The organism is Dolichospermum sp. UHCC 0352 (assembly GCF_009711925.1).
In the GTDB taxonomy this organism is placed as follows: domain Bacteria; phylum Cyanobacteriota; class Cyanobacteriia; order Cyanobacteriales; family Nostocaceae; genus Dolichospermum; species Dolichospermum lemmermannii.
In genome coordinates, this window is sequence record NZ_VIKY01000025.1 from 1 (window position 1) to 2,555 (window position 2,555).

Genomic DNA, 2,555 nt, shown 5'->3' on the forward strand with positions numbered 1-2,555 from the left:
TGTCAGTTGTCAGTTGTCAGTTGTCAGTGGAAAATATTTTCCTTCTGTCCCCTGCTTCCTGCTTCCTGCTTCCTGCTTCCCCTGCCTCTGTTATGCAGTCTTCTTAGTGGGTTATTCACCAATATACATATTTTTTAACACATACTGATTATCCTTGGTCTTTCATAGGATTTACGTAATATATTAGCAACTAATAATACGGAGTAATTAAGGATAAAGAGGCGGGGCAAAGTGAAAGAAATTAAGAATTACCCATCATCTACAATCTGTTTTGATCACTTTTTGATAAATTATGAGAAATAATATCGTTTTTTATAAGAAATGTTAAGCATCTGGGTAATCAGATTGCGGGGATCAATATCTGCTTCTCATCTATCCTTAGTCTATATTTCTCAAGGCACAGACCAAAACTCTCTTCCCTACCTGTGGGTATATGTGAATTCTTATTCATAAGTAGAAAAAATCAACTGTAAACTTTAGTAAAGAAATGCTCATTTTGGAGCTAAGGTTTTATATACTAAATTTCACTGAAACAAAATCAGTTAATTCGCTTTCGAGTGATAAACAACTGAAATTTAAACTTGCTGTGTATTAGGAGGAAAAGTCATGGTTTCTGCTCAAAGCTCTAATCTAGTTCAGACCGACTCCTTATTAATGATGAAAAGCTTTTTAATCTGGACATTTACATTGGCAGTGTGCTTGTTAGTCGTCGGCTTTCCATTGGTTGTATTGATGGCTACGGTTGGCTGTCTATTGTCCATTGTTTTACAATCTGTGATGCCCGCTAGTGCCGTGTTAATTGTGGCAGGTGGTTTAGTAATGTTTAATGTTATGGCAGTATTAATTGCTGCTGGAGTGCTAACAGCTAAAGGTATTCATCCTACGCAAATAAAATGGTTAAGTTGGTTGCATGGTAAAGCTGAAAAAGCCCAAACCACTGTTTATGCAGCTTGTCCTTTAACTTGTGAAATTAACCAATAATTATCATTGGCTAACACCCGACAAAAAGTACATCTGCCCGGTTTATCCGGGTTTTTTAATATTTAAAACAGGGAACAGGGAACAGGTAAGAGGTAAAAGTATTACCAATTACCAATTACCAATCACCAATCACCAATTAACTACTTGCCTAACTTAATAGTGTTGCCAATTGCAGTTAAACTGTCTTCAAATAAAGCCTCACGTCCCCAGCGTTGTACTTGTTGACTTAACAACGCTTCGGCTTTTTGTTCAGAAAGAGAAGTTACTTGTTGGAACAAGCCAGACGACTGAGCGCCTCCATGAGTTTCCATTCGCATACAACCGCCAGTTTCCGAACAAATCACAGTTCCGCAATTAGCTTGAATATTAGTAGAACTCAAACGCAAACCAATTAAATCACCGATAATTTCCCCCATATCAGCAATGGGAACACCTGCTAACTCAGCTTCTATGTGTTTTTGGTCTTGAGACAGGAACTGAATCGAGGTGATATTATAATCACCGTTTTCCTGTTTATAGGAAACTGGCTGCCATTCTAAGCGATTAGCTAACCAACCCAAATACAATAAGGCTTGAGCAGCATTGCCTTTTTCATAATCAATATTGACACGATCAATTTCTCTAAGAGCAGCGCGACGATTAGGCGCATCATAAGCTTGTGCTGTTAACTCCTGCCATGCTGACAACCGCCGCCAATTCAAATCAGCCAAAGGTATACCAGATTCTACTAACTTCTGCAAGCTGAGTAAATCATCTTCTGGTGTATTAAAGTTGCAGGAGTCAACAATGACATTATTGCAAACAGACGCTAAACGCCTAAACAAAGTATTGCCAGCATCTGGTGTAGCTTTCCACCAGAGGAACTTAGGCAAACCACCAATTAACAAAGCGGGAATCATGCCCCCAATCCGTTCTAAAGCTGCAACAGTACCAGTAAGGGTAATGTACTCACAACAGATAAGAGTGCTGGAAGATTGCTTTTGAATGGGACAATAGGCAGAAACTTGGGCTTTTACCCCTTCATCATCGCCGGCAATGGGACATAAAGCAATAATTCGGCAAGGGTTACGGGTAGCAATTTCGTCAGCAATAGTGGGACTGGTAGGACTAAAAGTATACCCCATAGCTGCACCATGATTATCTCCATTTGGTCCAGTGCGCTGCTTTTGGAAATATTCAGCCCGTAAAGCCGTCAGAGTTTCTGGTGTAGCAGTACCAGTTTCTGGAAGGTGGTGCTTTTTCTGGACTTCCTGTAAAGCTGTTTTAGTTTGTGGTCCGAGAATACCGTCAACTGGACCCTTGTAAAAGCCGGTTGCAGTTAACAAATACTGAGTTTCTTCCGGTTCATAAACTACTAAAGTAAATGTTGTGGCGCGGGTAGCAGCGGGTAAACCACCGTCTTCCCCTTGAATACCGTAACTTTGCCAAACTTGATTAAGTTCTACCTCAATTTCTGTGAGGGAAACATCCTTGGGCGCTTGCAAAGAAAAAATTGTCGGTGCTTGGGAAATCATATTTGTCAGTTGTTCGTTGTCAGTTGTTCGTTGTCAGTAGGGGCGAAGCATTTGGAAGAT

The 2,555-nt window shown here is 40.2% G+C and carries 2 protein-coding genes; one reads left to right on the forward strand and one right to left on the reverse strand.

The features are described 5' to 3' along the window. The first annotated feature begins 606 nt into the window (after positions 1-606). A complete protein-coding gene (locus FJR06_RS01620) occupies positions 607-981 on the forward strand; it encodes a hypothetical protein (protein WP_015080819.1) in 375 nt (124 codons plus the stop codon). A gap of 140 nt (positions 982-1,121) precedes the next feature. On the opposite strand, the gene opcA is transcribed toward FJR06_RS01620, so the two are convergent. Beyond that, complete coding sequence (gene opcA, locus FJR06_RS01625) at positions 1,122-2,495, reverse strand: glucose-6-phosphate dehydrogenase assembly protein OpcA (RefSeq protein WP_015080818.1); 1,374 nt, start codon at positions 2,493-2,495, stop codon at positions 1,122-1,124. Between the last annotated feature and the right edge of the window lie 60 nt (positions 2,496-2,555).

Bases quoted from the DNA above. Each gene is read 5' to 3' on its own strand.
- FJR06_RS01620 (WP_015080819.1), top strand. From the start codon at position 607: ATGGTTTCTGCTCAAAGCTCTAATCTAGTTCAGACCGACTCCTTATTA.
- opcA (WP_015080818.1), bottom strand. From the start codon at position 2,495: ATGATTTCCCAAGCACCGACAATTTTTTCTTTGCAAGCGCCCAAGGAT.